This window comes from Pseudomonas sp. Pseusp10 (assembly GCF_059492225.1).
The window spans coordinates 3,074,641-3,097,363 of sequence record NZ_CP168528.1 but is presented as its reverse complement, the minus strand read 5'-3'; the positions used below and the strand labels follow the sequence as shown (position 1 = coordinate 3,097,363).

General features: G+C 62.1%; 17 protein-coding genes and 2 pseudogenes. 8 read left to right on the top strand and 11 right to left on the bottom strand.

Annotated elements, in window-relative coordinates:
- Positions 1-99: 99 nt before the first annotated feature.
- Entirely contained in the window at positions 100-2,487 is a 2,388-nt protein-coding gene (locus ACEN8Z_RS14015; RefSeq protein ID WP_495598028.1) for a DUF3772 domain-containing protein, read from the top strand.
- 121 nt (positions 2,488-2,608) lie between these two features.
- Here the strand turns inward: ACEN8Z_RS14015 and ACEN8Z_RS14010 are convergent, their stop codons facing one another.
- Together ACEN8Z_RS14010 and ACEN8Z_RS14005 are read right to left on the bottom strand one after the other, a co-directional pair.
- On the bottom strand, positions 2,609-4,099 hold the full coding sequence (locus ACEN8Z_RS14010) for an aldehyde dehydrogenase family protein (protein ID WP_495598027.1): 1,491 nt from the start codon (positions 4,097-4,099) through the stop codon (positions 2,609-2,611).
- 47 nt (positions 4,100-4,146) lie between these two features.
- Positions 4,147-4,536 carry a c-type cytochrome gene (locus ACEN8Z_RS14005; protein ID WP_495598026.1) on the bottom strand — a complete coding sequence of 130 codons (390 nt, stop codon included), beginning with the start codon at positions 4,534-4,536 and terminating at the stop codon, positions 4,147-4,149.
- 283 nt (positions 4,537-4,819) lie between these two features.
- On the opposite strand from ACEN8Z_RS14005, the gene ACEN8Z_RS14000 reads away from it, so the two are divergent.
- The 6 genes and pseudogenes from ACEN8Z_RS14000 to ACEN8Z_RS13975 all read left to right on the top strand — a co-directional run bounded on the left by ACEN8Z_RS14000 (position 4,820) and on the right by ACEN8Z_RS13975 (position 12,886).
- Positions 4,820-6,142, top strand: coding sequence for an alginate export family protein (locus tag ACEN8Z_RS14000; RefSeq protein WP_495598025.1), 1,323 nt, complete (start codon positions 4,820-4,822; stop codon positions 6,140-6,142).
- Positions 6,143-6,157: 15 nt separating this feature from the next.
- Positions 6,158-6,925 (top strand): annotated as a pseudogene (locus ACEN8Z_RS13995) (cache domain-containing protein); the annotation flags it as partial.
- Positions 6,926-7,297: 372 nt separating this feature from the next.
- Positions 7,298-8,323 (top strand): annotated as a pseudogene (locus tag ACEN8Z_RS13990) (methyl-accepting chemotaxis protein); the annotation flags it as partial.
- A gap of 950 nt (positions 8,324-9,273) precedes the next feature.
- The gene (locus ACEN8Z_RS13985) at positions 9,274-10,587 is read left to right on the top strand and encodes an amino acid permease (RefSeq protein ID WP_495598024.1); all 1,314 of its coding nucleotides are present in this window, start codon (positions 9,274-9,276) and stop codon (positions 10,585-10,587) included.
- Complete coding sequence (locus ACEN8Z_RS13980; RefSeq protein ID WP_495598023.1) at positions 10,580-11,860, top strand: aspartate aminotransferase family protein; 1,281 nt, start codon at positions 10,580-10,582, stop codon at positions 11,858-11,860. Before ACEN8Z_RS13985 ends, ACEN8Z_RS13980 begins: the two co-directional genes overlap by 8 nt.
- 9 nt (positions 11,861-11,869) lie before the next feature.
- Positions 11,870-12,886 carry a phosphotransferase enzyme family protein gene (locus ACEN8Z_RS13975; RefSeq protein ID WP_495598022.1) on the top strand — a complete coding sequence of 339 codons (1,017 nt, stop codon included), beginning with the start codon at positions 11,870-11,872 and terminating at the stop codon, positions 12,884-12,886.
- 194 nt (positions 12,887-13,080) lie between these two features.
- Here ACEN8Z_RS13975 and ACEN8Z_RS13970 read toward each other — a convergent pair whose 3' ends face one another.
- Positions 13,081-13,377, bottom strand: a complete 297-nt coding sequence (locus tag ACEN8Z_RS13970; RefSeq protein WP_495598021.1) for a DUF6124 family protein — start codon at positions 13,375-13,377, stop codon at positions 13,081-13,083.
- Positions 13,378-13,854: 477 nt separating this feature from the next.
- Positions 13,855-14,367: a 4-hydroxyphenylacetate 3-monooxygenase, reductase component gene (hpaC, locus tag ACEN8Z_RS13965; protein WP_008002569.1), complete on the bottom strand. Its 513-nt coding sequence runs from the start codon at positions 14,365-14,367 to the stop codon at positions 13,855-13,857.
- A gap of 260 nt (positions 14,368-14,627) precedes the next feature.
- Here hpaC and ACEN8Z_RS13960 point away from each other — a divergent pair, with 260 nt between their 5' ends.
- A complete protein-coding gene (locus ACEN8Z_RS13960; RefSeq protein ID WP_007978139.1) occupies positions 14,628-15,257 on the top strand; it encodes a response regulator transcription factor in 630 nt (209 codons plus the stop codon).
- Between the two features lie 1,118 nt (positions 15,258-16,375).
- Here ACEN8Z_RS13960 and feaR read toward each other — a convergent pair.
- The 7 genes from feaR to ACEN8Z_RS13925 form a co-directional block, all read right to left on the bottom strand.
- Complete coding sequence (gene feaR / locus ACEN8Z_RS13955) at positions 16,376-17,296, bottom strand: transcriptional regulator FeaR (protein ID WP_495598020.1); 921 nt, start codon at positions 17,294-17,296, stop codon at positions 16,376-16,378.
- A 152-nt stretch (positions 17,297-17,448) separates the two neighbouring features.
- The gene (locus ACEN8Z_RS13950; RefSeq protein WP_495598019.1) at positions 17,449-18,399 is read right to left on the bottom strand and encodes a PDR/VanB family oxidoreductase; all 951 of its coding nucleotides are present in this window, start codon (positions 18,397-18,399) and stop codon (positions 17,449-17,451) included.
- A gap of 160 nt (positions 18,400-18,559) precedes the next feature.
- Positions 18,560-19,300, bottom strand: a complete 741-nt coding sequence (locus tag ACEN8Z_RS13945; RefSeq protein WP_495598018.1) for an SDR family NAD(P)-dependent oxidoreductase — start codon at positions 19,298-19,300, stop codon at positions 18,560-18,562.
- Between the two features lie 10 nt (positions 19,301-19,310).
- Entirely contained in the window at positions 19,311-19,811 is a 501-nt protein-coding gene (locus ACEN8Z_RS13940) for an aromatic-ring-hydroxylating dioxygenase subunit beta (protein ID WP_495598017.1), read from the bottom strand.
- On the bottom strand, positions 19,808-21,091 hold the full coding sequence (locus ACEN8Z_RS13935) for an aromatic ring-hydroxylating oxygenase subunit alpha (RefSeq protein ID WP_102701674.1): 1,284 nt from the start codon (positions 21,089-21,091) through the stop codon (positions 19,808-19,810). The genes ACEN8Z_RS13940 and ACEN8Z_RS13935 overlap by 4 nt, the downstream gene beginning before the upstream one ends.
- 23 nt (positions 21,092-21,114) lie before the next feature.
- Positions 21,115-22,239: an amidase gene (locus ACEN8Z_RS13930; protein WP_495598016.1), complete on the bottom strand. Its 1,125-nt coding sequence runs from the start codon at positions 22,237-22,239 to the stop codon at positions 21,115-21,117.
- Positions 22,236-22,721, bottom strand: a complete 486-nt coding sequence (locus ACEN8Z_RS13925) for a nuclear transport factor 2 family protein (RefSeq protein WP_495598015.1) — start codon at positions 22,719-22,721, stop codon at positions 22,236-22,238. The genes ACEN8Z_RS13930 and ACEN8Z_RS13925 overlap by 4 nt, the downstream gene beginning before the upstream one ends.
- Positions 22,722-22,723: the final 2 nt, after the last annotated feature.

Here is a 22,723-nt window from a genome sequence, read left to right as displayed (position 1 = left end):
GCAAACCACCCGGGGCACTTGCGGCAAAACAATGCTCAAGGATGCGTGTCATGACCTAACCTCATTGGCTAAGTGACTAACAACCCGTCGAGCACGCCGATGTTCAATGTATTGAAGTCAATGATTTACGTCGCCTTCGCGCTTCTGGCGGCGAGCCCGGGATGGCTGTTGGCGGCGCCCATGGCCGACGCCCTTGCTCCCTCCACCACAACCCCGGTCATCAGCATCTCCGACAGCGATCTACTGGGGTTGCAAAACCAGCTGAACAGCCTCAAGCAGCAGGTTTCCCAGGCCAGCAATTACACTCAACTGGAAAGCTCACAGGGCCTGGTCCAGGTACTCATCCAGGATATTGATCGCCAGTCCACATCGCTGTTGCCCGGACAGGAGCAGTTGCAGGCACAACTCAATGTGTTGGGGCCAGTGCCACACGACGAGAACGCATTGGTGACGTCGGCCATTACTGCCCAACGAGACGCCCTCGGCGAGCAAAAAAACAGGATTGATAGCCAAATCAAAACCCTGGCCGCACTGAAAACAAGTGCCTCCGAGCTGATCACCCAGATTGCCAGTATTCGCCGCACCCTGCTGGAGGCGGAGGTAACCCAGCAGACCAACAGCATCTTGAACCCGCGTTTCTGGTCGCCGTTGTTCGATTTTCCTGCCGATGACCGCCGACGTTTCAGCAGCGTCATCCAGCAACTCGAGGCCACGCACCGGGCCGCCTGGCAACCCGGACAACGCATGTTCACGGCCACCCTGCTAATGCTGGCGCTGGCCATATGGACCGTGGGTCGACCGCTCGCCAACCGGGGTCTGGCGTGGCTGTGCCTTCATCGAATGCCTGAAGGTCGGTTACGACGCAGCTCCCTTGCGCTGGCCTCGGTAATGGCAACGGTGCTGACCGCCGGCGCGGCCCTTCAACTGCTGCATTTTGCCGCGACCCGCCAACTGCCCTACACCCCGCTGCTGGCCGAACTGACGCAATACCTGGAAAAGCTTGCCTATACCTGCGTGCTGATCACAGGATTGAGCCGCGCGTTGCTGTCGACCCAACATCCTTCATGGCGCCTGCCCGATATTTCCGATCCGGTAGCGCTGGCGATGGCGCCCTATTCCAGGCTGCTGGCAAGCCTGTTGCTGGTGCTGGTGACACTGGTGCAGTTGAGCAATGTCACCGGCATGAGCGCCGAAGTGGTGCTGTTCGGTCGGGGTATCGTGGCGTTGGTCGCTGCTCTGGTGATCGGCGCGCTCCTGTTGCGCGTCAGCAAGACTCGCCAGGAAATGATAGCGGCCGGAGAAGTCCCCGAAGGCGTCACCACTTTCGCCGGCCTGATTTATACCTTTGCCGGCGTTGCCGTGGTGGTGTCCCTGTTCGCCCTGCTGATCGGCTACGTGACGATGGCCCGGTTCATCACCTACGAAATGGTCTGGATATTCATCATCTTCGCCGGTTTCTACCTGCTCACACAGGTCTACCAAGACACTTGCGACTACCTTTTTTCGCCCAGGCAACCTGCCGGCAAGGCCATCAAGCAGCTACTGGGCATCGGTAATCCACGCCTGGAGCAGATCTGCACCGTGCTGTCCGGGGCTGGCCGCGCCGTCCTCCTGCTGATCGGTGTCATTGCCTTGTTTGTCGGCGGTGTGGGTACGACGCTCGGTCAACTGGCCACCAACACCGTGGCCATACTCGGCGGCGAAGGGCTGCGCAAACTGAACATCGTCCCGGACAACCTGGTGAATGCCATCCTGGCCCTGGTGATCGGCATCTACCTGATCCGCTCATTGCGGCGCTGGCTGGATAGCGAGTTCCTGCCGAAAACCGAGATGGACCCCGGCATGTGCGCCTCGCTGAGCACCCTGTTTGCCAACATCGGTTACGTGTCCGTCGTCCTGCTCACGCTGTCGTCGCTGGGAATCAAGTGGACCAACCTGGCCTGGATCGTCAGTGCCCTGTCGGTAGGTATCGGCTTTGGCCTTCAGGAGATCGTGAAGAATTTCATCTCCGGCCTGATCCTGCTGACCGAACGCCCGGTAAAAGTCGGCGACCTGATCAGCATCAGTGGCGTGGAAGGTGACATTCGCCGGATCAACGTGCGGGCCACGGAAATACAACTGGCCGACCGCTCGATCATGATCGTGCCCAACTCCCACCTGATTTCGCAGAACCTGCGCAACGTCACCCTCGGCGGTAGCGCCCAGGGCGTAGTGATACTCGAACTGATGTTTCCGCTGGACATCGACCCGGAGCAAGTACAAAACCTGCTGTACGACACCTTCACCGAACACGAATCCATTCTGGATAAGCCAGTGCCATTTTTGCGCTTCAGTCAGCTGAAACCTGAAGGCATCACGTTGACCATCACCGGTTATGTCGGCAGCCCACGCATGGTGGGCGCGATCAAAAGCGAGCTGCTGTTTGAAATTCTCAAGCGGCTGGGGGCCGCCGGCATTGAACTGGCGAAACCGCCACCCGCAGCATGATGTGGGAGCGAGCCTGCTCGCGATGGTCGCCAACGATAACGCGAACTAACTGACAGACCGCATTATCTTGACGTTTTTCGCGAGCAAGTCGGATCGCCGCACCGTCGCTCCTACAGGTTGATCAATGGGCGATACACACCGACTTGAGCTCGGTGTAGGCCTCGATCACCGCACGACCGAATTCACGGCCCATGCCCGATTGCTTGACGCCACCGAACGGCATCGCCGGGTCGAGCAGCACGTGGGCGTTGACCCACACGGTACCGGCTTCGATGCGTGGCACCAGGTTCATGGCTTTGCCCAGGTCGTTGGTCCACAGGCTCGCGGCCAGGCCGTAGCGGTTGTCGTTGGCCAGTTCGATCACGGCGTCTTCGTCGTCGAACGGCATCACGCCCAGCACCGGGCCGAACACTTCTTCGCGGGCCACGGCCATGCTGTGGTCGATGTCCGCCAGGATAGTCGGCTGCACGAAGAAGCCGTCGCCCTCCAGCAACTCACCGCCAGTGACCACCCGCGCACCTTCCTGGCGGGCCAGTTCGATGTGCTTGAGCACGCTCTGTTGTTGCTTGCGCGACACCAGCGGGTTGATCGCCGCGTCGCCGTTCATGCCCGCGCCAATCGGCATCGCCGAGACGACGGCGGCCAGGGCCTCGACGAATCTGTCGTGGATCGAGCGGTGCACATAGAAGCGCGATGCCGCGGCGCAGACCTGGCCGTTGTTCAGCAAGCCACCGAGGATCGCGCCTTGCACGGCTTTGTCGATGTCGGCATCGGCGAGCACGATCATCGGGTTCTTGCCGCCCAGTTCCAGGGAGAAGCGCGTCATGTTTTCCATGCACGCCACGCCGACGCTCTTGCCCACGGCGGTGGAACCGGTGAACGACACCTTGCTCACCAGTGGATGCGAGGTCAGCACACCGCCGACCGAGGCACCGCCACCGGTGACCACATTGAACACGCCGGCCGGGATGCCCGCTTCCAGCGCCAGCTCGGCCAGGCGCATGGCGGTCAACGGGGTTTCCATCGCCGGCTTGATGATGACGGTGCAACCAGTGGCCAGGGCCGGCATCAGCTTCCAGGCGGCGATCAGCAGCGGGAAGTTCCACGGCACGATGCCGACCACCACGCCCACCGGCTCACGCTTGGTGAACGCGGTGAATTTGGCGCCTGGTGGCAGCGGGATCGACACGTCGAAGGTCTGCCCTTCGATCTTGGTCGCCCAGCCGGACATGTAGCGCATGAATTCCACGGTGGCGTTCAGGTCCAGCGCGCGGGCCATGTTGATCGACTTGCCCTGGCTCAGGGTTTCCAGCTGGGCCAGTTCTTCGGCGTGTTCTTCGACCAGGCGGGTGAAGTTCAGCAGGATGCGCTCACGGTCGGCCGGGCGCAGGCTCGACCATACGCCGGATTTGAACGCCTTGTGCGACGACTGTACGGCGCGCTCGACGATGTCCGGCGGCGCATCCAGGGTTTCGCACAGGGTTTGCCCAGTGGCCGGGTTGACCACCGCGATGCTGTCGCCTTCGGCAAACACCCACTGGCCGTCAATGAAGCAGCCGTGACGGCGCTCGAGGAATGCAGCCACCTGGGGCAGGATTTCAACGTTGCTCATAATTCACCTTTATTCAGACAAGTTGTTCAGGCGCAAATGCGGCCTGATCAGTGTTGTTCTTTGAGGAAGCACGCGACCGCCTGGCGGTCGTCGGCGGAAGCCAGGCCCATGTACGGCATGTAGGTGCCCGGCACGAAGGCTTGGGGCTGGGTGATCAATTGCGTGATGTTCTCGGCTTGCCAGCTGACGTCTTTGTCGCGCATGGCCTGGGAGTAGCTGAAGCCCGGCAGCGAGCCGGATTTGCGCCCGTACACGCCGAAAAGATTCGGCCCCATCATCCCGGTCGTACCCTTGGTCACCGCGTGACAGACGCTGCACTCAGTGGCAAACACTTCGGCACCACGATGGGTATCCGTGGCGCACTCGGCGGCAGACACCGCCTGAACCAGGGTGAAGGACAGCAAGCCGATGAGGGGCAAACGCAGCGAAGTGAACATAAGAAAACGCCCTTGAAAATCCACGCGCTCGCCAGCAGGCGAACGCCAACACCAAAAAATGCCGAGGCCAGGGTGCTTCGGCAGCTTGGCAGGGATTGTCGGTGGTCGCCGGCCGGCAGGTTTTGCCCTGCGTGCCAGTTATGTTGGCGGGGCTGCCAAACCGGACAATCTGGCATGCACAACCAACTAATTGGCAAACAGGGAAAAGGGCAAACGAAAGCCGCGACTTAGTATCCGGGCAGACCGCAAACCTGCGCTCAAGAACAAGAACGGATGCCACACCATGCTCAAGTCCCCCTTGCTTCGTCTCTCGACGCTCGCGCTGATGATCAGCGCCGGCCAGGCCAATGCCTATGAGCTGTACGCCGATGATGACAGCCATCTGAACGCCACCCTCGAAGCCGCGTTCGGCATTTTCCACAGCCAGGAAAACTACGCCCTGTCCGGCCGTCTCGACGAAGGTTCCTCGTCGTGGCGCGAGGGCTACATCAAATACGGTTTGAGTTTCGACAAGGGCCTGGGCGGTGCGGGCACGGCTTACGGCGCGGGCAACCTGCTCAGCTCCGGCACCTGGGGCGACGGCGATGCCGCCGGTTTCAGCGATGGCTCCGAACGCACCACCAAGTTCGAAGACGCCTACCTCGGCTGGCGTTCGGCTGATCTGTTCAGCGCGTTGGGCAAGGACGGTGTGGACCTGTCCTTCGGCCGCCAGAACATCGTGGTCGGTGATGGCTTCCTGATCGACGGCGACGCCCTGAACATGGGCAAGGGCCTGGCCGACGGCGAGTTCAACCGTGGCGGCGCCTACTACCTGGCCGCTCGCAAAGCCTTCGACGAAACCGCCGTATTGCGTCTGGGTGGCAAGGAAGGCTGGCGCAGCGACCTGATGTGGCTCAAGTCCGACAACCGCGCCCAGGCCAAGACCGAAATGTACGTCGGCACCCTGGAACACGTGGCCGAGGCCGGCACGGTGGGCCTGACCTACATCAAGACCACCGACATCGACGAACAGTACGCCTCGCCGATCCAGCTCGAACGCGATGGCATGAAGACCTACAGCCTGCGCGCCGCGGGCAATGCCGGGGTGAAAGACCTGTTCCTGTCCGGTGAATACGCCAAGCAAGACAAACCGCACGCCGCCACCGAAGACGCCTGGTACCTGGAAGCCGGCTGGACCTTCTCCGACGCGATCTGGACCCCGAACGTCAGCTACCGCTACAGCCGCTTCTCGGAAGGCTACGACACCTTGTTCTACGGCATGAGCCGTGGTTATGGCACCTGGTTCCAGGGTGAAGTGGCGGGCAACTACGCCGGGCCGTTCAACAGCAACTCGCGGATTCAGAACGTCGGGCTGAAAGTCTCGCCGCTGGAAAACCTGAACCTGGGGGCGCTGTACTTCAACTTCGACACCATCGACCGCAGCCTGGGCAATACCGACGGCCACGAAGTCGACCTGTATGCCGAATGGCACGTCAACGACCACCTGACCGTGATGCCGCTGGTGGGCATCTACCAGCCGGACAAGAGCGCCGAAAACGGCGGCACGCAACTGGGCAACAACGACCGGAACGTCTACGCCCAACTGCTGTTCGTCACTGGTTTCTAACCTCGGTCGTGGGCAATGGCAGCGTCATTGCCCACGTGGAAAAAGGTATTTCCAATGCACAAGAAACTCCTGACGATCCAGAGCAAGATCGCCCTCCTTGCCGGGCTCTGCCTGTTGCTGGTCGTCGGCTTGTTGATGGGGTTGTCGCTCTATCAGACCCACAAAAGCAGCCAGCAGGTTGCGCAAGCCAGCGGTGACATGCTCGCCAATGCGGCCAGGGAACACATGCAGGCCCTGGGCAAAGTGCAGGCCATGCAAGTGCAACGCACCTTCATGCAGACCCACGAATACGGCCAGGGGTTATCGCGCAACCTGTTGTACCTGCGACAGTTGCAACAACAGGGCAGCCTGACCCGCCAGCAACTGCGCAGTGAGCTGAGTACCCAGCTTCACCAGGCCCTGATCGACAAGCCCGACCTGCTCGGGCTTTATGTCATTTTCGAACCCGGTGGACTCGACGGCGACGACGCCGATTTCGCCCACCAGGCAGACATTGGCAGCAACGAAACCGGGCGCTTCGCCCTGTATTGGGTGCAGAGCAAACCCGGCGAACTGCAAGCGGTGATCGGCGACGAAGGCCTGCTTGCCAACACCGAGCCGGGGCCGAGCGGTGCGCCCTACAACGCCTTCTATACCTGCGCCCGCGACACCCGTCAGGCCTGTGTGCTCGAGCCCTACTTCGACGAGGCATCCGGCAGCCGCAAACTGGTGACCAGCGTGGCCTTCCCGCTGCTGGAAAACGGCAAGGTGATCGCCGTGGTCGGGCTCGACATCAACCTCGCCGCCCTGCAACAGAACAGCCAGGCCAGCGCCCGTCAGTTGTTCGAGGGCAACGGTCAGATCAGCATCGTCAGCCCACGCGGGGTGATCTCCGCCAACAGCCAGGACGTCAGCCGCCTCGGCCAGCCGATGGACAGCGCCGAGGTGATGGACGCCTTGCGCCAGGGCGAACCCAAAGTGTTTGTCGACGCCCGGCAGATCAAGGTGCTAGAGCCGCTGTCACCGATTGTCGGCGCCGCGCCATGGGGCGTGCTGGTCGGCGTGCCGCAAGATGTCTTGCTGGCGCCGGTGACCACCTTGCAAAAGGAACTCGATGCCCAAGGCGTGCAAAGCACCGCGCTGGAATTGCTCCTCGGTTGCGGTTCGGCCCTGCTCGGCCTGCTGTTGATCGGGTACACGGCGCTGCGCATTACCCGGCCGCTGCAAGTGCTGACCCGCGTGATGGAGGATATCTCCCTCGGCGAAGGCGACCTGACCCGGCGCCTGCAGGTGCAATCGCGGGATGAAATCGGTCAACTGGCGACCGCCTTCAACCGCTTTATCGAACGCATCCACCAGTCGATGCGCGAGGTGTCCTCGGCGGCCCTCGGCGTCAATGAAGGGGCGCGGCGCGTGCTGAATGCATCGAACGCTTCGCTGAGCAATTTCGACGATCAATCCACCCGCACCAGTAGCGTGGCGGCGGCGATCAACCAGTTGGGCGCGGCCGCCCAGGAGATCGCCCACAACGCCAGCGATGCCTCGCACCAGGCGTCCGGTGCCCGGCAACAGGCCGAGGACGGACGTCAGGTGGTGCAACGCACGATCGAGGTGATGAGCGAACTGTCGGGCAAGATCAGTGCCTCGTGCGCCAACATCGAAGTGCTCAACGACAAGACCGTGAACATCGGGCAGATCCTCGAAGTGATCAAGGGCATCTCTCAGCAGACCAACCTGCTGGCGCTCAACGCGGCCATTGAAGCGGCGCGGGCCGGTGAAGCGGGCCGTGGTTTCGCGGTAGTGGCGGACGAAGTGCGCAGCCTGGCCGGCCGCACCCAGACCTCGGCACTGGAGATCCAGCAGATGATCGAGGAGCTGCAAGTGGGCGCACGCGAATCAGTCACCACCATGACCGAGAGCCAGCACCACAGCGAAGAAAGCGTCACCATCGCCAACCTCGCCGGCTCCCGCCTGGGCAGCGTGACCCAGCGCATCGGCGAGATCGACAACGTCAACCAGTCCGTGGCCGCCGCCACGGAAGAACAGACGGCGGTGGTCGAAGCCCTTAACGTCGACATCACCCGGATCAACAGCCTGAACCAGCAAGGGGTGGAGAACCTGCAAGCGACGTTGCGCGCTTGTACCGAGCTGGAACAACAGGCCGGGCGGTTGAATCAGTTGGTGGGGAGTTTTCGCATCTGAGATTTGGGTTGCCTGACACTCCGCCATCGCGGGCAAGCCCGCTCCCACACTGGATTTTTGGCGTACTCATTTCTTGTGTTCACTGAAGATCCCTGTGGGAGCGGGCTTGCCCGCGAAGAGGCCAGCACATCCAACATCATCGTTGACTGACACTCCGCCATCGCGGGCAAGCTCGCTCCCACATTTGAATCTCTGCCATACATAAATCTTGAGTCCACCAGAGATCCCTGTGGGAGCGGGCTTGCCCGCGAAGAGGCCAGCACATCCAACATCATCATCGACTGACACTCCGCCATCGCGGGCAAGCCCGCTCCCACATTTGGATTTCTGCCATACACAAATCTTGTGTTAACCAAAGATCCCTGTGGGAGCGGGCTTGCCCGCGATGAGGCCAGCACATCCAACATCATCGTTGACTGACACTCCGCCATCGCGGGCAAGCCCGCTCCCACATTTGAATCTCTGCCATACACAAATCTTGTGCTCACCAGAGATCCTTGTGGGAGCGGGCTTGCCCGCGATGAGGCCAGCACATCCAACATCATCATCGACTGACACTCCGCCATCGCGAGCAAGCTCGCTCCCACATTTGAATCTCTGCCATACACAAATCTTGTGTTCACCAGAGATCCTTGTGGGAGCGGGCTTGCCCGCGAAGAGGCCAGCACAGCCAACATCCTTGCCGACTGATACTCCGCCTTCGCGAGCAAGCCCGCTCCCACATTTGGATTTCTGCCATACACAACATTTGCGCACACCGCCACTCCCACATCTGGCACCCACAAACAACGACATGGCACACACGCACACCTGCCGCGCCACACCCCCGGCGTAGTATCGAAGCCGACCTCTGGGGCACAACCCGCTCCAATGTGCCCTGCAATGCAACGCTGAACCCTTCCATTTCTCACTAAAACAATAAATCGGCCTTCGGGTCGCGGGAGATTTCTGTGCTCAAGAAAAGTGCGCTGGGCTGGCCAAAGATTGCCGGCCTCGGAATTGCGTTGGTGGTGGCCGGGCAGTTTTCCGGCTGGAACTTCGGGCTGGCGGCCGGTGGCTGGCTGAACATGCTGATCGCCACGTTGCTGATGGCGCTGCTCTGTGGCGGCCTGGCCTTGTGCGTGGCGGAACTGTCCACGGCGTTGCCGAGTGCCGGCGGCGTGTTCGTGTATGCGCAAAGTGCGTTCGGGCCGTTCGTGGGTTATCTGGTCGGCGTCGCCTGTGCCTTGGCGCTGACCATCGGCACCGGGGCGGCAGCGACGTTCATTTGCGCCTATACCGAATCGATTTTCGGCCTCGGTGGCTGGCCGGTGAAGATCGCCCTGTTCGCGGTGATCATCGGCATCCACATGCGCGGCGTCGGTGAGGCCATGGGCCTGACCTTCATTGCCGGTGTGATCGCCGTGGTCGCCCTGCTCACCTTTGGTGTGGCCATGGCGCCCCATGTCGAACTGGCCAACTTGCTGAAACTGCCCGCCAACGTCGCCCCCCCCGTGAGCCTCGGCGGCATCTTCGCCTGCGTACCGTTCGCGATCTGGTTGTTCATCACTGTCGAGCAAACCGGTTCGGCAGCCGAAGAAGCGCACAACCCCGGTCGTACCATGCCACGGGGCATTCTGGCGGCGATCGGCACCTTGCTGGTGACGGCGCTGGTGGTGCTGGTCTGCGCACCCGGTGCCGGTGGCGTCGAGCTGGTCGGTTCGGCAGGCGATCCGCTGTACGCCGCGATGTCCAGCAGCAGCGCCTTCGGTGACGGCTCGTGGCTGGCCAAGGTGATTGGCTGCGGCGCGGTGTTCGGCCTGATCGCTACCTTCTTTTCACTGACGTTCGCCGCGTCCCGGCAGTTGTTCGCCATGGCCCGCGACGGCCTGTTCCCGCAATGGCTGGGCAAGACCGGCAAACGCGGCACGCCCTGGCCGGCGCTGTTGCTGATCGGCGCCATCGGCCTGCCGCTGTCCGAAGTGGACCCGGCCACGGTGATGCTCGCGGTCGTGCTGCTGCTCAACGTTGGCTACCTGTTCATCTTCGCCGCGTACCTGCGCATCAAAACCAGCCAGCCTGACCTGCCACGGCCCTTCACCTTACTCGGCGGCAAACTAGTTGCGTGGCTGGGCCTGGCCCTGACGCTGGTGGTGATCGCCGCCTGCTTCCAGCTCGACCTGCTGATGCTGATCGCCCTCGCCGTGACCTTCAGCCTGTGCATTTTCAACTACCTGCTGCGCAACCGTCGCACCACCGCTATCGAGGTTCCGGACCATGCCTGAAGACACTCTGCTGCAACGCCGCCATCGCGTACTGGGCAGCGCCTCACCGCTGTTCTATGACAAGCCCTTGCACCTGGTGCGTGGCGAAGGCGTCTGGTTGTTCGACGTCGACGGTCGTCGCTACCTCGACGTCTACAACAACGTGCCCTGCGTCGGTCACTGCAACCCTCACGTGACCGAGGCCATGCACCGCCAGGCCACTACGCTGAACATCCACACCCGCTACCTCGACGAGCAAGTGGTGCGCTACGCCGAACGCCTGACCGCGACGTTCGGCGAGTCGCTGGACACCGCGATGTTCACCTGCACCGGCAGCGAGGCCAATGAGCTGGCGCTGCGTCTGGCACGCTTTGCCAGTGGCGGCACCGGCATCATCGTCAGTGACTACAACTACCACGGCAACTCGGCGTCGCTGGCGCAAGTCACCACCGCCCTGCCCTCGCCGGAACCCTTTGCCGCCCATGCCCGCGCCGTGCCGATTCCGTGCCTGTACCGGGCACCGGCCGGCACCAACGAGGCACAACTGGCCGAGCAATACGCGGCCAACATCGCCGCCGCGATTGCCTCGATGCAAGCCCAGGGCATTCGCCCGGCCGCGTTGCTGATCGACACCCTGTTCGCCAACGAAGGCCTGCCACGGGTGCCGGCCAGCTTCGTCAACAAGGCCGCTGCGTTGATCCGCGCCGCCGGCGGTTTGTTCATCGCCGACGAAGTGCAGTCCGGCTTCGGCCGTACCGGTGACCACCTGTGGGGGCATCAGGCCCACGGCGTAGTGCCGGACATCGTCACCCTCGGCAAACCCATGGGTAACGGCTATCCACTGGCCGGCTTGATCACCCACAAGGCCCTGGTCGAATCCTTCGGTCGCCATGCGATGTACTTCAACACCTTCGGTGGCTCGCCCGTGGCGGCAGCGGTCGGCATGGCGGTACTGGACGTGATCGAGCAACAGCAACTGCTGAAAAACGCGCAAGACGTCGGCGCTTACGTGCAACAACGCCTGCAAGCGCTGGCCGCGAGGCACTCGATCATCGGCGACGTGCGCGGCAAGGGCCTGTTCTTCGCCATGGAACTGGTGCGCGACCACGCCAGCAAGGAACCGGCCGGCCTGGAGGCGCGCAAGGTGGTCAACGACATGCGCGAGAACGGCGTGCTGATCAGCAAGATCGGCGCCGGCGACAACATTCTGAAGCTACGGCCGCCGCTGGTGTTCGGCCGCGATCACGCCGACCTGTTTGTCGACACCCTGGACCACGCCCTGAGCACGATTTGAGGCCCTGCCATGACTGAATTCCACACCCTGCCACACGACCAGCAAGTGGCCCGCCTGCACGAACTGGCGCGCCATGCCCTGCAACAGTGGGACGGCGAGTTCGCCGACATTAAACTGGTGAAGTTTCGCGAGAACGCGGTGTTCTCCGCCCACCGCCACGATGGTCAGCGGGTCGCCTTGCGCATCCACCGCAATGGCTATCACTGCGAAGCCGCGCTGCGCTCCGAGCTGCAATGGATGGAGGCACTGGCCGGCGCCGGCATCACCGTGCCGCAAATCATCCGTGCGCAGAATCAAAGCCATCTGGTCGAAGTCACCCATCAAGCCATCGGCGAGCCGCGCCACATCGACATGCTCGCCTGGCTGCCCGGCGCCACCGCCGGCACCTCGGAGAACGGGGTACAGGCCGATACCGAAGTCGATTTTCTGTTCCGTGAGGCCGGCGCGATTGCCGCGCGCATTCACTTGCATTCGGCGCACTGGCAGCAGCCGGACGAGTTTGTCCGGCACGCCTGGGATGAAGAAGGCCTGATCGGCGCCAACCCGTTCTGGGGGCGCTTCTGGAAGCTGGAACAACTCAGCGATGAGCAGCGAGACCTGCTGCAACAGGCCCGGCGCACGGCGCGCAAGGACTTGCGTCAGTACGGTCGGCACCTGGGCAACTTCGGCATGATCCACGCCGATCTGGTGCCCGAGAACCTGCTGATCGAAGGCCCGCGCCTGCGCCTGATCGACTTCGACGATGCCGGGTTTGGCTGGCACATGTTCGAGTTGGCTACCGCGCTGTACTTCTGCCTGGATGACCCGCGCTACGAGCAGATCAAGGCCGCGCTGCTCGATGGCTACCACGCGGTCAAGCCGCTGACCGAGGCGGATCGCAAGACCCTGGCGCTGTTCCTGATGCTGCGCGGCACCACGTACCTGGGCTGGATTCACACCCGCCAGGGCACGCCGACAGCGATTGAAATGGCGCCGATGTTGATTGAGCGGGCTTGTTTGTTGGCTCGGGAATATTTGCAGGTCTGATACACCGCTATCGCGGGCAAGCCCGCTCCCACAGTGGATTTTTGGCGTACTCACTTCTTGTGTTCACTGAAGATCCCATGTGGGAGCGGGCTTGCCCGCGAAGAGGCCATCACTTCCAACATCAATGTTGACTGACACACCGCTTTCGCGGGCAAGTCGGATCGCCGCACCGCCGCTCCCACAGTGTTCAGTGGTTAGCCAGGCCGATCGACCTGATCCAAAGCCCGATTCACCGCCAACTCCCCCAGCATGATCACTTGCGCGATGCCCAGCAGGGTGTTGCGGTGCGTGCCTTCCAGGAAGCCCGCCAGGTCATTGGCCATGACACTCGCCGAGGCCAGCGATTCACAGGCGTGGGCCAGCAGGGTTTCGGTGTCGATTTGCGGGTTGATGGTGAACATCGAGGAGGGTTTGTGCGGGGTGGCCATGATGTGCAGGGCCGGGTCGGGACAAGCGTCGTCTTGCGGTGGATCAGGGGTAACCTTCAACATCGTTCGGTCTCCAGAACTGGAGCCGTCACCGATTCGCTGCTAAACGAATGTAGGGTGGCGGCTGTACGCAGGTTAGCAGACCGGGGAGACACGAAACCGGCGCGCCCGAGGGCGCCCTGCGCACAGCTGCCATCAAGTGCAGGGATGGGGAATACCTGACTGTGTGGACTGCCAATGCGCCTCGTGTCACCACGGGCTGCTAAACCCGATCACTGGAAATCAGTGACGCGAATCAAGTTACCGATGGACCTCAAGGCGCACAAGCCGGCGGATTCTGGCGTAGCTGTAGGCAATGCCGCAAGGTGTTGTAGCTTGCAGGAAGTTACTCCTACAGCCGTTAAACAAGCATTCCAAACTGGCACCGCCATCGCGAGCAAGCTCGCTCCCACAGGGACTTTCAGCGAACGCAACATCTGTGTTCGACTCAAATCCACTGTGGGAGCGAGCTTGCTCGCGATTGAACGATAACGCGGTCTATCAGCAATGCGCCCCGGCATGCTCAAGGCGATGGAACAACCGGTTGAAATACACCAGGCTGTCACGCGGTTCGCGCACCCCGACCTTCGTCAGCTCCACAAACATCACCGAGTGCGACCCCACTTCCTTGCACTCGCTGATGCGCCCTTCCAACTGCACCAGGGCATCGCGCAGCACCGGCACGTCGGCCGCGCCGTCGTCCCACAGGTCCCAGGCGAAGCGCTCGGCCATCGGCACCTGGGTCATGCCGGCGAAGTGTCGGGCCAGTTCTTCCTGTTCGCCACACAGCACGTTGACGCACAAGTGGCCGTTGGTGCGGAACACGTCGTGGGTGGCGCTGTTGCGGTTGACGCACACCAGCACGGTGGGCGGCGAGTCGGTCACCGAGCACACGGCGCTGGCGGTGATGCCGCAGCGCCCGCCGGGGCCGTTGGTGGTGATGATGTTCACCGCCGCAGGCAACTGCGCCATGGCGTTGCGAAAGTCGATTTGCTGCTGGCTCAGGTCGGCCATGTCGATGCCCCTTCCTTCAGGAGGACCGCCATCTTGCGGCCCGTAGGTGATGGAACAAGACTAAGGCTGCCGGCGCGGCACAACCATTCTGACGATCCCCATGGCGGGGTTGGGTTTCCGCTAGTCGACTAGGTGGTTTCTTTATCGCAAGGGCCGGCCACAGTGGGTATGCTGCTTACTGGCTCCAGAAAGACGAGCCGATGCGTGCCGCGCGTTCGCGTGCGAAAACAATAATTAGAAAACTTTCGTGGCAGCCCCCGATGGAAACCCGCAAACCGATTGTTTATATCGTTGACGACGACAAGGACCTGCGCACTTCGCTGGCCTGGTTGCTGGAGTCGGTCAGCGTGCAGGCGCAGTGTTTTGCCGGCGCCGAAGAGTTCCTCAGCCAGTACGACCCCAGACAGCCCGCCTGCCTGGTGCTCGACGTGCGCATGCCGGAGACCAGCGGTTTCCAGTTGCAGGAAATCCTCAACCAGCGTGGCAGTACCTTGCCGACCATCTTCGTCTCGGCCCATGGCGACATTCCGATGTCGGTCACTGCGATGAAGAACGGCGCGCTGGACTTCGTCGAGAAGCCCTACAACCCGCAACAGATGATCGACCGCATCCAGGCCGCGCTGAAGACCGCCGTGCACGCCCAGGCCGATCAGCAACAGCGTCAGAACCTGCAGGGCAAACTGGCGTTGCTGACCAGCCGTGAACGGGAAGTGCTGATGCTGGTGATCGATGGCAAGGCCAGCAAGGTGATCGCACGGGAGCTGAACATCAGCGTGAAGACCGTTGACGTGCACCGCACCAAGATCAAGGAAAAGATGGGCGTGACCAGCATCGCCATGCTGGTGCGCGAGGTGCTGCATTTGCCGGTGGATGAGCCGGTGCGGCATTGAGCATTTTGTATTCGCCGTCGGGCCTCATCGCGAGCAAGCTCGCTCCCACAGATTGATCCCGGCCGTACACAGATCTTGTGTTCACCGCAGATCCACTGTGGGAGCGAGCTTGCTCGCGATGAGGCCGGCACATCCGAAATTGAAGGCGACTGACACGACGCCATCGCGAGCAAGCTCGCTCCCACATTTTTTGATCCCGGTCGTACACAGGCTTTGTGTTCACCGCAGATCTACTGTGGGAGCGAGCTTGCTCGCGATGAGGCCGGCACATCCGAATTTGAAGGCGACTGACACGACGCCATCGCGAGCAAGCTCGCTCCCACATTTTTTGATCCCGGTCGTACACAGATTTTGTGTTCACCGCAGATCTACTGTGGGAACGAGCTTGCTCGCGATGAGGCCGGCACATCCGAATTTGAAGGCGACTGACACGACGCCATCGCGAGCAAGCTCGCTCCCACATTTTTTGATCCCGGTCGTACACAGATTTTGTGTTCACCAGAGATCTACTGTGGGAGCGAGCTTGCTCGCGATGAGGCCGGCACATCCGAAATTGAAGGCGACTGACACGACGCCATCGCGAGCAAGCTCGCTCCCACATTTTTTGATCCCGGTCGTACACAGGCTTTGTGTTCACTGGAGATCCACTGTGGGAGCGGGCTTGCCCGCGATGAGGCCGGCACATCCGAAATTAAAGGCGACTGACACGACGCCATCGCGAGCAAGCTCGCTCCCACATTTTTTGATCCCGGCCGTACACAGGCTTTGTGTTCACCGCAGATCTACTGTGGGAGCGAGCTTGCTCGCGATGAGGCCGGTACATCCGAAATTGAAGGCGACTGACACGACGCCATCGCGCGCAAGCTCGCTCCCACATTTTTTGATCCCGGTCGTACACAGGCTTTGTGTTCACTGGAGATCCACTGTGGGAGCGGGCTTGCCCGCGATGAGGCCGGCACATCCGAAATTGAAGGCGACTGACACGACGCCATCGCGAGCAAGCTCGCTCCCACATTTTTTGATCCCGGTCGTACACAGATTTTGTGTTCACTGGAGATCCACTGTGGGAGCGGGCTTGCCCGCGATGAGGCCGGTACATTCAACATTGATGGTGGGTGTCAGGTGTGGCTATAGCGCTTGCGATAAGCACCCGGTGACACGCCGAAGCGCGATTTGAAGGCCGACGAGAAGTAGCTCGAATCCGAGAAGCCCCACGCATAACACAGCGCCGACAGCTTCTGCTCGACATCGGCGCGGCGCAGGTTTTCGGCGCAGAAGTCCAGGCGACGATGCTTGATGTACTGTGCCACCACCAGCCCGCGCTTGGAGAACATCCGGTACAGGCCGCGCACGGAAATCCCGACTTCACGGGCGATCAACTCGGGGCACAGTTCCTCGTCGCTCAGATGTGCGTCGATGAACGCGATGATCTTGCGGAACTGTCGCTCATGGGGATCGGCAGCGCTGTCCCGGGCGCTGATACCCGGCAACAACAAACTGGCCAGGGCATCGAGCACGGCCTCGCTTTCCTGCATGTCCAGCCCTTCCTGCTGGCGAGTCTCCAGCACCAGCCTGTTGGCCATCGCCGCCAGGGGGTTGCTGGCCGCGATGCGCGTGGCGCAGTTGACGGCATTGAAGTGTGAACCACGTTCCACGACCTGGCGCGGAAGAATCAGCGATAGCTGTCGGCAATCGTCGTGGTAGGTCATGTCGCTCGGACGGCTGGCGTCGATCAGCGCGATGTCGCCACAACCCAGTTGCGCGCGGTTGTCGTCCTGCTCCAGCTGTGAACTGCCACGCATCTGGAACACTGCGTAGTAGTGGCCGTCGTTGCTGGTGCTGACGTCCTTGCTGGTGCGATACAAATGCACGTGCGCCATGTCGACCACACTGAGGTTGATCGCACCGCTACGAAATTCCGCCAGTTCGCCGTAGAAATCAGTGTCCAGCGCCCGCGCGTCGAAACGCCCACAGGCCTGGTTCACCTGGCTCAACCAACTTTCGAACGCCTCGTTGCGCACCGTCGATGCTGTAATCATGTCCGCAAAGCCTCACGTTTTTGTTGTTATTTTTCGACCGCTTCATCGAGCGGTTCGTCAAAACCGTTGTTTCTGTAGCCATCGCCTCCCTCGACGGCCGCCGGGCGCCCATTCAACAGGCTCCGGCGCATGCTTTCCAGCCTTCCCGAGGCTTAAATGTCCAATACCAGACGAGCGGAAAGCGCCCGTGATACACAGGCGCAGATCTGCTTGTTGGACGCCTTTTCCTTGTTCGACAGGCAGTTGTCGCGGTGCTCCGGTACGCCGTCCAGCACCTCGACGATGCAGGTGCCGCAAATGCCTTCGCGGCATTCGGTGTCGATGTCGCAACCGTGGGCCTGCAGCACGTCGACCAGACTGGCGTCGGCCGGCACGTGCAGCACCACGCCGGAACTGGCCAGTTCCACTTCGAACGTGCCGGTCGGGGCGCTGTTGGCCGCCGGGTCCGCCGCGAAGTGTTCGAGGTGAATGGCCTCATCCGGGCGACTGCGCGAAGCCACTGCCACCACTGTGTTCATGAAGGGTGCCGGGCCGCAGGTGTAGACGTGGGCGGCGCTGCCGGCACGCTCCAGGCATTCACTCAACGCTGCGTCGAGATCCGCGGGTTCCACACCGTAGTGAAATTCCACAGATTCAGCAAAATTAGTCGCCAACAGCTCGGTAAACGCGGCGTACTGCGCCGAACGGGCGAAATAATGCAGGCGATACGGCTGGCCACTTTCCGCCAATTTGTAGGCCATGCTCAGCAGCGGCGTGACACCGATACCGGCGGCGAACAACAGGTGTTCACAGGCACTTTCATCGAGACGGAACAGGTTGCGCGGCGCGCCCATTTCCAGCTCCATGCCCTCCTCGACCTGCTCGTGCAACGCCAGCGAACCGCCGCGCGACTGCGCTTCTTTCTTCACCGCCACCAGGTACGCACGGCGATCCTGCGGCGGGCTGCACAGCGAATACTGGCGGGTCACCCCGGTCGGCCCGGTCAGGTCGACGTGGGCACCCGGTTCATAGGTGTCGAGCGGCTGGCCGTCACTGCGCACGAGGCGAAAGGAGCGGATATCCAGCGCTTCGTCGACGATCCTTTCGATCTTCACCTTCATCATTGCATCACCTGAATACACTTGGTTGGGTTTAACACTACGGCCAGGTCCAGACCTTGTAGGAGCGAGCTTGCTCGCGATGGACTTTCAGTTACATCGGTGTCGACTGACACACCATCGCGAGCAAGCTCGCTCCTACAAGGATCATTTTCCGGCCATGAAGTCAGCGCATGAACAAGCCGCCGTTGATGTCCCAGCACGCGCCCGTTACGGAGGCGGCGTTGTCGGCGATCAGCAGCAACACACTGTCGGCGATGTACGACGGATCGCCGAGGGTGCCGGCCGGGATCATTTTCAGGATCTGCTCCAGACGCTCCGGCGCCACGGTTTCGCGCACCACCGGCAAGTCCAGCGGACCCGGCGAGATGCTGTTGACCGTCACCCCTTGCGGCGCCAGTTCACGGGCGAAAACCTTGGTCAGGGTCGCCACGCCGCCCTTGGCCGCCGCGTAGTGCGCGCCGGTGGCGGTGCCGCCGTTCTGCCCGGCAAGCGACGCGATGTTGACGATGCGCCCGAAGCCACGCTCGGCAAAGTGCGCGCCGAACACCTGGCAGGCCACGAAGGTGCCGCGCAGGTTGATCGCCATCGACTCGTCGAACTCTTCTGGCGTGATGTCCATCAGCGCCGCGACTTTCGACACGCCGGCGTTGTTCACCAGAATATCGGTGCCGCCCCACTGCTCAACGAGCAGATCGCGAGCACGCTGGAAGTCGGCCTTGCTACGCACATCCAGCTCGATGGCCATGGCGCTGGCGCCGCTGCCATCGAGTTCCAAAGCCAGTTGCTGCACGCCGTCGAGGCGCACATCCGCCAGGGCGACGCGATAACCTGCCGCGTGCAGACGGCGAGCGATGCTCTCGCCCAGCCCGCGCGAGGCACCCGTTACGAGGGCTACTCGACTCATGTTGGTGCCCTCACAAAAGGAAGCCGAGCGCGCTCAGGCTGTCGGTGGAGTTGATCAGGCGCACCACCTTGCGTTCCAGGGTCGGCACGCCGTCGGTGAAGCGGATGCGGTGGTTCAGGTCGGCCACGAATGGCGTGTGCACGCCGCGCTTGTAGGCGTATAGCAACTGCGCGGAATTCACTTCGACGATGTCACCGGCCGCTTCCACCAGACGGAAACGCGAGACGGTGCGAATGGTTTTCGCCGCGTCCACCGCCGACGGCGAGAAGCCGGCGCTCAGGCGTTCGATGCGCAGGGCACGCATGCGCGCATCGTCGTAGGCGTAGTTGAGGGTCGCTTCGAAATCTTCGGTGTCCGGGTCGATCGGCACGATGTACTTGCCGCTGTCGCTCCACAGGGTCGCCCATTCGCCATAGTTCTTGTGGTCGAGCAGTTCGGCTTCGCGCCAGATGAATTCGATGGCCTGGGCCAAGGGACCTGCAAAACCGTTCAGGGTGTCGTGATTGCTCATTGGCTCATCATCCTTTTCCACATGTCGTAGGCACCGCGCATGCCGCCTTCGTCGGTGGCGTGGCTGACCTTGTCGCCGTTTTCAGCGGTGATTTCGCGGTTCAGGCCGCGGTTGACCAGGATCGGCGCGTCTACGCCGGCATACGAGCCGCGCTGTACGCGGTCCCAGGCTTCGGCATCGTCGGGGCTGCCGAAACCGAACGGGCCCTGGAAGTGTTCGTGGATGCGCATGCGTTCGCGGTTGGCGATTTCCGGGCCCCCGTCCATGCCGAGGGCCACGTGACGGATCTCGGTTTCGGTGACCGACACCGGACGCAGCACGCGGAAGAACGACATCGACATCGCCACGTTGGGGAACAGGTTCAGGTTGAAACCGGCGCCGTGCAGCGAACGCACGATGCGACGAACCTGATCGGCCGGCAGGGTTTTCGACAGTTCTTCAGTGACGTGGGCGAAGCGTTCCTGCAACTGTTCGGTGCCGTCGTCGTGATCCAGGTCAACGTGCTCCGGCACCATCACCATCACGCTGTGGCCGTTGCCCAGGGAGTGCGTCACGGCTTGTTCGTCGGTCATGAACGAGAGCATTTCCGAGGTTTCTTCGTCCACCGACGACATGAACGACTTGTGCACGATCGGGAAGTGATAACCGTCGGTGGTGTTTTCCAGCTGGATCTTCCAGTTGCCCTTGAAGCTGAACTTGTGTTCACCCTGGGTCTTGATCGGGTAGCCGGCGCCCTGCTTCATGAACAGGTCCATCCAGTGCCTGGCGCCGCCGAGGAAGTCTTCCAGCGGTTCGATCTCGTCGTTGTAGCTGGCGAAGACCATGCCGGCGTAGCTTTCGACGCGCAGGCTGGTCAGCGGCAGTTCGGACTTTTCCAGGATGCCTTCGTAACCGTCCGGATACGGCAACGCCCGCAGCTTGCCGTCCAGGCCATAGGACCAGCTGTGGTACGGGCAGGTGAACCCGGTGGCGTTGCCCTTGTGCTTCTCGCACACGGTGGCGCCACGATGCCGGCAACGGTTTTCCAGCACGTTGATGGTGTTCTTCTTGTCGCGTACGACGATCACCGGGCGACGGCCGATGGTGGCGGTCTTGAAGTCGCCGCTGTTACGCACCTCGCTTTCGTGGGCCACCCACACCCAGGTGCGGTAGAAAATCTTTTCCAGCTCGGCTTCGAACAGCGCCGGGTCGTTGTACAGCGAGACGTCGACGCGGTCGTGACTGACCAGGTCTTCGGGGCTTTTCGACGTAGCGATCAGCCGGTATTCATGAGTGCTCATGCGGTTCTCCTCATGGCTTCTTTTTAGATTTGGGTTGTAGAGGCTTGAAGTTGCGCACCAAAGGCGCAGACTCGTTCGTCCTGACCTTTGCGGCCAACGATTTGCAGGCCGACTTTCAATCCGCCGCAATCGAGTTCCACCGGCACCGTCAGCGCCGGGTGCCCGCTGAGGTTGAAAGGCCGAACCAGTGGGGTCATGCCGGCCACGGCCTTGCTGCCGGCGCGGGCTTCGCTGAGGGTCGGCGGCAAGGTCGGCAGCGTCGGCAACAGCAACACGGCAAAGTCTTCCAGCGCCGCATCCACCTGTTGCGTGAAGCGCGTGCGCACGGCCTCTGCCTCTGCGAGCTCTTCACGAGTAGTACGGCTGGCCGCCAGCAGACGGGTCTCGACGTCGGCGCCGATCAGGCCCTTGCCGGTCAGGTGGCCGAACGCCGCCCAGTTTTCAAAATTGATCACGGTCAGGCCGGCGGCAAACGCCGCTTCGAATTCGCTCAGGTACAGGTGGCTGCGACGCCAGCCGGCACGGTCGGCAGCGGCACCGAGACTGGCTTGCAGGTGCGCGTCACAGGCCACGTCGAGGAAGCCGACTTTCGCGCCGTCTGCGGGCAGTCCCTGCACGTCAAAGCCTGGGCAAATCACCTGCATGGCGGCGATCAGGTCGTCCATGGACCTGGCGAACGGCCCGACGCAATCGAGGCTGGACTCCAGCGGATGTGCACCAATGCGGCTGACACGGCCATAGGTCGGCTTGAGCCCGGCGATACCGCAGCACGCCGCCGGCACCCGTACCGAACCTCCGGTGTCGGTGCCGATGGCGATGTCTGCCAGGCCGGCGGCGACTGCCGAGGCCGAGCCGCTGGAGGAACCGCCCGGCACCCGGTCCGGCGCCTGCGGGTTCACCGGTGTGCCGGTCCAGTCGTTGATGCCGGTGACGCCGAAGGCCAGTTCATGCAGGTTGGTCTTGCCGACGATCTGCCAGCCGGCGTCGAGGATCGCGTCGACCACTTCGGCATTTTTCGTTGCAGCGGGTGCATCGGCGAAGGCACGGCTGCCCGAGCGGGTCGGGTGGCCGGCGATGTCGATGGAGTCCTTGATGGCGACGCGTTTGCCGTTGCCACCGAGGAGGAATTCGCTGATGAAAGTACTCATGTGCCCGCTCCCAAGGTGAAGAGCTCCGTATTGAACAGCCGCTGCGTGCGGAAATGGGCGATCAGCCAGGTGCCGTCGACGCAGCGGAAATCGATGTTCAGGCGCGTGCCGAACAGCTCGCTGCGACCGTCGTCGTAGGTGGAAATCTGCTGCATGATCCACTGCCCTTGCGCCGTGCTGCCGTCGACGCCGATCGACTCGCTGGTGAGGTAGTGCAGGTTCAGGCGAAAGTGCTCGGACGGCGGTAAATAGCTGCCGACAAAAGCTGCCACGGCATCACGCCCATGGTGCTGGCCGAAGGTCTGCACGGTCTGGCTGCCGACGCCTTCCCAGATCGCATCGATGCAGAACAGCTCAGCCAATTCGCTGACATGGGTAAGCGCCCTCGGCACATCGCACAGGTCCATGTAGCGCGCCATCAGGCGGCGCACCGCGCTTTCCCCTTCGAGCGTCTGAAGACGCTGCAGCAAGGCCTCGTTCATGG

Bases quoted from the DNA above. Each gene is read 5' to 3' on its own strand.
- ACEN8Z_RS14015 (WP_495598028.1), top strand. From the start codon at position 100: ATGTTCAATGTATTGAAGTCAATGATTTACGTCGCCTTCGCGCTTCTG.
- ACEN8Z_RS14010 (WP_495598027.1), bottom strand. From the start codon at position 4,099: ATGAGCAACGTTGAAATCCTGCCCCAGGTGGCTGCATTCCTCGAGCGC.
- ACEN8Z_RS14005 (WP_495598026.1), bottom strand. From the start codon at position 4,536: ATGTTCACTTCGCTGCGTTTGCCCCTCATCGGCTTGCTGTCCTTCACC.
- ACEN8Z_RS14000 (WP_495598025.1), top strand. From the start codon at position 4,820: ATGCTCAAGTCCCCCTTGCTTCGTCTCTCGACGCTCGCGCTGATGATC.
- ACEN8Z_RS13980 (WP_495598023.1), top strand. From the start codon at position 10,580: ATGCCTGAAGACACTCTGCTGCAACGCCGCCATCGCGTACTGGGCAGC.
- ACEN8Z_RS13975 (WP_495598022.1), top strand. From the start codon at position 11,870: ATGACTGAATTCCACACCCTGCCACACGACCAGCAAGTGGCCCGCCTG.
- ACEN8Z_RS13970 (WP_495598021.1), bottom strand. From the start codon at position 13,377: ATGTTGAAGGTTACCCCTGATCCACCGCAAGACGACGCTTGTCCCGAC.
- hpaC (WP_008002569.1), bottom strand. From the start codon at position 14,367: ATGGCCGACCTGAGCCAGCAGCAAATCGACTTTCGCAACGCCATGGCG.
- ACEN8Z_RS13960 (WP_007978139.1), top strand. From the start codon at position 14,628: ATGGAAACCCGCAAACCGATTGTTTATATCGTTGACGACGACAAGGAC.
- feaR (WP_495598020.1), bottom strand. From the start codon at position 17,296: ATGATTACAGCATCGACGGTGCGCAACGAGGCGTTCGAAAGTTGGTTG.
- ACEN8Z_RS13950 (WP_495598019.1), bottom strand. From the start codon at position 18,399: ATGATGAAGGTGAAGATCGAAAGGATCGTCGACGAAGCGCTGGATATC.
- ACEN8Z_RS13945 (WP_495598018.1), bottom strand. From the start codon at position 19,300: ATGAGTCGAGTAGCCCTCGTAACGGGTGCCTCGCGCGGGCTGGGCGAG.
- ACEN8Z_RS13940 (WP_495598017.1), bottom strand. From the start codon at position 19,811: ATGAGCAATCACGACACCCTGAACGGTTTTGCAGGTCCCTTGGCCCAG.
- ACEN8Z_RS13935 (WP_102701674.1), bottom strand. From the start codon at position 21,091: ATGAGCACTCATGAATACCGGCTGATCGCTACGTCGAAAAGCCCCGAA.
- ACEN8Z_RS13930 (WP_495598016.1), bottom strand. From the start codon at position 22,239: ATGAGTACTTTCATCAGCGAATTCCTCCTCGGTGGCAACGGCAAACGC.
- ACEN8Z_RS13925 (WP_495598015.1), bottom strand. From the start codon at position 22,721: ATGAACGAGGCCTTGCTGCAGCGTCTTCAGACGCTCGAAGGGGAAAGC.